The organism is Halomonas campaniensis (assembly GCF_014193375.1).
Classification (GTDB): Bacteria; Pseudomonadota; Gammaproteobacteria; order Pseudomonadales; family Halomonadaceae; genus Halomonas; species Halomonas campaniensis.
In genome coordinates, this window is record NZ_JACHZF010000055.1 from 1 (window position 1) to 4,852 (window position 4,852).

Here is a 4,852-nt window from a genome sequence, read left to right on the forward strand (position 1 = left end):
GTCATGGCGGCTGATGCGGTTGATTCTTGTGTAGGAGCTTGAATTATAATCGATTTTCAGCCGCCTTTTTCATGCCCGGTGCAATATCCGGGCTATAATTCCAAAGGGATATGGGCCAACGGCGGAGCAGTACTCCGCCAAACTGTCTGAGCTTGTACAACCGGCGCGGTCGCGTTGGTCTGCCCAGCAGGGCGGCGGAGCGGGCGGCCTCCTCATGGTGCGATGAGCTTTTCGACCTTTACAACTTTGATGAAGCCGTTGTGTAGGTGGACACGATGCCTGTCGGTGAGAACGCTTGCACGAAGCGGGGTGGCCCTGCGGTACTCCGGTGGATAGTCTCGCGTACGCTCCCATCCAGGTTTTGGTGTATCGCTGGGTGGATAGTTCTCAATTTCTATGACTTCATCTTCCCGGTAGTCCTGCACAGTGCCGTCTTCGAATGTGACACGCAGCATGTTCTATTCCTCCCTTGGTGGCAGATGTATTCTCACTCGCTCAGGAGAATCTGACCATAGATGACTATCGTGGGTCGGTAAGTCGGTTGAAGGTCGGTAGTGCTAGAAGCCCCGTCGTTGGTGGCTTTTACCTACTTTACCGACCTTACCGACTAGAAGGGGGTTAAAAGTGAATACCGACTCCGGTAGCCGACGCCTGTCGTCCTCCTGAGCTATCGGGGCACGCGGGACTCGCGTATAAAACTGGGCGGTAAAGTCGGTAAGTCGGTTCACTTAGCACGAGGATCCATCAGCGACACGGCCTCGAACCACTACCGACTTCAGAAAAAGTATCGGGCAAGGTCGGTAGAGGCACAAAGTCGGTAGACCACCGACACAGCGACGACGGAGAGGCCCCCGCCGTCGCTGTCTTCACTCCTCAAGTCAGGCCATCAAAAAGGGCTTTTGGCCCCCGGTGCCGCTGGGTAGTCGCTGGCCCCCAGCTCAACCCAGTCCGTCAGGTCATCCCACTGCATCGGCATCCGTACACGATCCCAGGCCGCGCGCGCCTCGGGTAGCGGCGGAAGGACAAAGCCCCGGGGGCGGCTCCGGTCTTGGTATTCGAAGCCCAGGTCACGCAGTAGCTTGTTGGCGGCGTTGAGGGTCACGTCATCGCGGCGCAATCGCTGTTGCGCGTAGTCGCGAAGATCCGATGTGGCGATGAAGGGCATGGAGCAGTTCACCCAGCGGCGAGCGGGTATCTCACCGGCCCGCAGCAGGTCGAGGAACACTGCATCAACGCCGGTGACGCTGGCGGCCTTCTGCGCATGGAGAGCATCGGTCTGTGGGACATTCCGCCGGGGGTGCCAGTCGCCAAGGTCCATGCTCAGGAGGTCATGGAGCATCGCGGCGAGTCCTCCCCCCTTGAGCTGGTCGGCAATGGCCTTGAAGTAGTCGCTGTCCTGGGCGTGCTCGCTCGATACCTCGAACACAGCGAAGCGGCGCTCATCAATCCCGGCTGGCACCACCCATTCTTCATTCGAGGCCATTACCACATGCAGCCGGTTCCGGGCCTGAACAAGGTTGACCCCTTTCCCCTCGATGGTCAGCTCAGGCTCGGTGATCAGCCCCTTAAGGACGCTCTCGGCGGCCTTGTCTCCGGGAGCGATAGCCTCATCAGCGAACAGCAAGCAACAGTCCCGTAGGTGCGCGTTGAAGCGCCCGGTGAGCTGAGCCGGGGAGTTGACCTGCAAGCCGTGCTGGCCAAACAGGTGCTTCAGTGCCCGGGCGAAGATGCCCTTGCCGGTCCCACGTCCTCCCTTGAGCACTAGCGCCACCTCGGCTGGCTCGCCTGGGTTCTGGATGGCCCAAGATGCCCAGCACTCGATATAGTCCGCGCAGGCGTCGTCACCGTTGGCGAGAATCCGGCGGATATGCTCACGCATCAGCGACCAGTCCCCCGGCCTCGGAGTCACTGCCCAGTCACGCCACATGTTCAGGTAGCCGTCCATTTCCTCGGGGCGTCCCGGAAAGAAGCGCAGGGCGAGGTATTCACGGCGCGCGGGATGCTCCAGCCACCACTTGCCCAAAGGCTTCTCGGTGGGGTGACCCTTGTCGTTGGTGCCGACGATGACCCGCCGATGCATGTAGCGGTTGCGGAAGTCGTCGAAGGATTGAAGCACTGGTACCTGCCGGCTGGCGTCCAGCTCAGTCCGCTCCCACGACAGCACTCTTGTCTTGCCGCCTTCTTGTAGCAGGACGGCGTGCTTGGAGTTCATCTCGGCCAGTGTCGGGTCGATAGCTTCTGTCTTCGCCTTTGCGATCTGGTCCAGCGCATACCGTTTCGGGTCCGGCTTGTCGAGGACGCTGGCGGCGATCTCGTTGGGGCCGGTGATCACGCGAAAGATGACGCCATCATCAACGTCAGCCCGGACAAGATCGCAGACCACCGACCACAGGGCTTCGGAGCGGGACGGGTACTTGTCGGGGTCGAGCGGGTCGGTGCCGGTCGCGATCCGGGCCAGCGTAGCGTCCTTGAACATCTTGCCGTTCTTCTCCGCCCACTCCCGCAGCTCCTCCGTGCCCATCGGCGTACCGTCGCCCAGGTCTAGTACAGCGGGAGCCTTTCCGCTGGCCGTAGGTGTGGAAGAGGTGGCAGGCGGGGCAGGCTTCGCAGTAAGTTTCAGCGGCTCGAAGGCGTCCAGCGGATAGCGCGCCCCTTCCCAGCTCAGGAGACGGGCAACCGTCGGGATGCGGCCCTTGCTCGCCTTGTTCCGGTTCGGCAGGTTGACGGTTCCCGGTAGCCGCATCAGCCGGTCGCAGTTGTGGCAGGCGTCAGCGCGGAAGGCCAGTTCAAGGCCCCGGTTGTAGGCTTCGCCATCGGCCCACGGTTCGGGCGCGGCGTCGCTGGGCTTGTCGATGGGCAACGGGTCGGCGAGGACCCAGAACGCTTGTAAGCCTCCTCCACTGTCGATCACCACCGATGGGGCCGGGATACCTTCGGGCAGGTTGTCGCCGAGAATCCCGGCGATGCGCTGGCGCTCCTCCTCGAAGTCCTCGCCAGCCGCCGGGTCAATGTCCACATGGAGGGCACGGAATGCGGCCATGTCCGGCTTCTTGGGCTTCGAGGTGTGGCGGTCCCGGGTCACATTGACGTGGAAATATAGGTTCTTGACCCCTTGCCGGGCCTCGATCCATGTGGCGGCTTTTTCCTCCTCGCTGGGTCGGAAGGTGGCCGTCTCGGTCTTGCCGTCAGGCACTATCGCGGTTAAGCACCAGCTTGTATCAGGCGACCAGCGGCGCAGGAAGTCGATAGCGGCGGGGGTGTCGTGTTGAACGGCAGTCATACGTCACCCCCTTCGGGGCGATATGTCCCGCAGCGGTAGCCGTCTTTGTTCTCGAACTCGCCATGCTCGTTCGGCGGGAGCGGCTCCGTCGTACCGCTCATCACCGCACAGCAGTGCTCTAGGGTCCGCAAGTACCAGAGGAAGCGTGGCGGCTTCGGTCCGGGCTTCGACTTAAACCGGGCGGCTTCTTCAACCAGTCGTTGGAGTTGGTCGAAGACGCAATCAACAAGATGCTGGTTTCCGGCGGCTGTCGCATCGGGAGCGATCCGGTAGACCTTGGAAGGATCGAGGCGGAGGAGCCAGGCGACATAGCGCGCCCGCTCAGGTTTTGGCGCGACTGTCCGCGCCCTAGAATTGCTTTTCATGGGGACGCCTCCTCAACGCTGGTTCGACTGCTGGGCGTCAACCCATTGGTCAATCTCGTTGAGGTCGAACACGGTCACGCGCGGCCCGATCTTGCGGCTGGGAGGGAAGTCTTGGCGTTCAGCGGCCCAGCGCCAGACGGTGGCGATACTCACGCCCAGATATTCAGCGACTTGGCGGGGGCGCGCTTGGCGGCGCTTTTGTGGAGAAGTAATTGTCTGTGTCATGGCAGCGAGTCCTGCTTGTCCGCGCTGCCCCAAAACGACGAAGGGGAAGCGCGAGCATAATCGAACAGCTCGAACACTTCCCCTTGGGTAGATCACCACAGAAACAGGAAGCACCGAGCCAGCGGCGCGTTCTTCTCCATTTCTGTGTTGCTACCTCGCCCCAGTGGACCCGGGGCTGGTATTGCTAGGTATCGTATCGGCTCGCAGCGTCTCCGTAAAGTCCTTTTTCTTGTATATCAGTCGCTTGCCGAAAATGTAAAGTGGGCTCACCCCACGCAGTAGGTCGCCCAATCGGCCATAAGTCCCTGACGCTTCTCGAACAGGTCGCCCCGACGGTAGGCTGCCTCAGCCTTGTTCTTGATCGTGTGCGCCAGCGCCATTTCCACCACCTCGTTGGGATACTCGGACACCTCTGCGGCCCAGTCCCGGAAGGTCGAGCGGAAGCCATGCGGGGTGATGATCTTGTCTTGCTTCGGGTCCATGTAGCCTTTGCCCCCGGCCTTCACCTTCGCGTCATGCATCCGCTTGATTACTGCCTTCATCGCTTGGTCTGACATGACACCGCCACGAGGAGCCGGGAACACCAGTTCAGTGTCCTTGAGCCGGGGGAGGTCCCGGAGGAGCTGGACAGCGGCATCGTTCAGCGGCACCCGATGCTCCTTGCCCGCTTTCATCCGTTCAGCGGGCACGGTCCACACCTTTTCCTCAAGGTCGATTTCTGCCCATGTCGCTTCGCGGGCTTCACCAGATCGAGCGGCGGTCAGGATCACAAATTCCAGCGCACGAGCGGCGAGGGCTTCCCGCTTGCGAAGGTCGGCCATGAAGTCGGCGGCCTTCCCATAGGGGAGTGCCGGATGGTTCTTCTTCGGTTTGACCTTGGTCGGCTTCTGTTAATGGCCAAGTAAATTGACCCAGTACCGGCCAACGCTTTTGACCCACCCCCGAGGTGGCAGCGCTGCCACCATCCACCTACCGTGTCGGC

General features: G+C 61.5%; 5 protein-coding genes. All 5 read right to left on the reverse strand.

The annotated features are described in order from the left end of the window. Nucleotides 1-212: 212 nt before the first annotated feature. The 5 genes from BDK63_RS18070 to BDK63_RS18090 all read right to left on the reverse strand — a co-directional run bounded on the left by BDK63_RS18070 (nucleotide 213) and on the right by BDK63_RS18090 (nucleotide 4,691). Nucleotides 213-455 (reverse strand): hypothetical protein, encoded by a 243-nt coding sequence (locus BDK63_RS18070; RefSeq protein ID WP_183334510.1) that lies wholly within the window; start codon nucleotides 453-455, stop codon nucleotides 213-215. A gap of 431 nt (nucleotides 456-886) precedes the next feature. Then, complete coding sequence (locus BDK63_RS18075) at nucleotides 887-3,280, reverse strand: DUF5906 domain-containing protein (protein ID WP_183334512.1); 2,394 nt, start codon at nucleotides 3,278-3,280, stop codon at nucleotides 887-889. Further along, nucleotides 3,277-3,645 (reverse strand): hypothetical protein, encoded by a 369-nt coding sequence (locus BDK63_RS18080; RefSeq protein ID WP_183334514.1) that lies wholly within the window; start codon nucleotides 3,643-3,645, stop codon nucleotides 3,277-3,279. The genes BDK63_RS18075 and BDK63_RS18080 overlap by 4 nt, the downstream gene beginning before the upstream one ends. Before the next feature lie 12 nt (nucleotides 3,646-3,657). Further along, complete coding sequence (locus BDK63_RS18085; protein WP_183334516.1) at nucleotides 3,658-3,870, reverse strand: helix-turn-helix transcriptional regulator; 213 nt, start codon at nucleotides 3,868-3,870, stop codon at nucleotides 3,658-3,660. A 266-nt stretch (nucleotides 3,871-4,136) separates the two neighbouring features. After that, a complete protein-coding gene (locus BDK63_RS18090) occupies nucleotides 4,137-4,691 on the reverse strand; it encodes a tyrosine-type recombinase/integrase (RefSeq protein ID WP_221202688.1) in 555 nt (184 codons plus the stop codon). Nucleotides 4,692-4,852 lie beyond the last annotated feature (161 nt).

What these genes read in the sequence shown, in the direction of transcription:
- BDK63_RS18070 (WP_183334510.1), bottom strand. Translation starts at nt 455, where the DNA reads ATGCTGCGTGTCACATTCGAAGACGGCACTGTGCAGGACTACCGGGAA.
- BDK63_RS18075 (WP_183334512.1), bottom strand. Translation starts at nt 3,280, where the DNA reads ATGACTGCCGTTCAACACGACACCCCCGCCGCTATCGACTTCCTGCGC.
- BDK63_RS18080 (WP_183334514.1), bottom strand. Translation starts at nt 3,645, where the DNA reads ATGAAAAGCAATTCTAGGGCGCGGACAGTCGCGCCAAAACCTGAGCGG.
- BDK63_RS18085 (WP_183334516.1), bottom strand. Translation starts at nt 3,870, where the DNA reads ATGACACAGACAATTACTTCTCCACAAAAGCGCCGCCAAGCGCGCCCC.
- BDK63_RS18090 (WP_221202688.1), bottom strand. Translation starts at nt 4,691, where the DNA reads ATGGCCGACCTTCGCAAGCGGGAAGCCCTCGCCGCTCGTGCGCTGGAA.